This is a genomic window from Pelomicrobium sp. G1 (assembly GCF_051905455.1).
Classification (GTDB): domain Bacteria; phylum Pseudomonadota; class Gammaproteobacteria; order Burkholderiales; family UBA6910; genus Pelomicrobium.
The window spans coordinates 1-412 of sequence record NZ_JBQACR010000123.1; the positions used below are offsets into that span (position 1 = coordinate 1).

Annotated in this window: 1 protein-coding gene; it reads left to right on the forward strand. The window is 62.9% G+C overall.

Going from position 1 to position 412, the window contains the following annotated elements:
* Positions 1–412, forward strand: a 412-nt coding sequence (locus ACTFO6_RS17790; protein WP_439935752.1) for an HsdM family class I SAM-dependent methyltransferase, incomplete at both ends; no start/stop codon positions are given.

Sequence of the window (412 nt, forward strand, 5' to 3'; positions counted from 1 at the left end):
ACCTTCGACTACTTCCTCACCAACCCGCCTTTCGGCGTGGACTGGAAAAAGCAGCAGAAGGAGATCGAGCGCGAGCATGAAAAGCAGGGTTTCGGCGGCCGCTTCGGTGCAGGGCTGCCGCGCGTCAACGACGGCTCGCTGCTCTTTCTGCAGCACATGATCGCCAAATTCGAGCCGGTGCGGCCGGCTGAGCACAAGCACGGCTCGCGCCTCGCCATCGTCTTTTCCGGCTCGCCGCTCTTCACCGGCGGCGCGGGCTCCGGGGAGAGCGAGATCCGCAAGTGGATCATCGAGAACGATTGGCTCGAGGCCATCATCGCCCTGCCGGAGCAGATGTTCTACAACACCGGCATCGGCACCTACATCTGGATCGTCACGAACCGCAAGGAACGGCGGCGCAAGGGCAAGATTC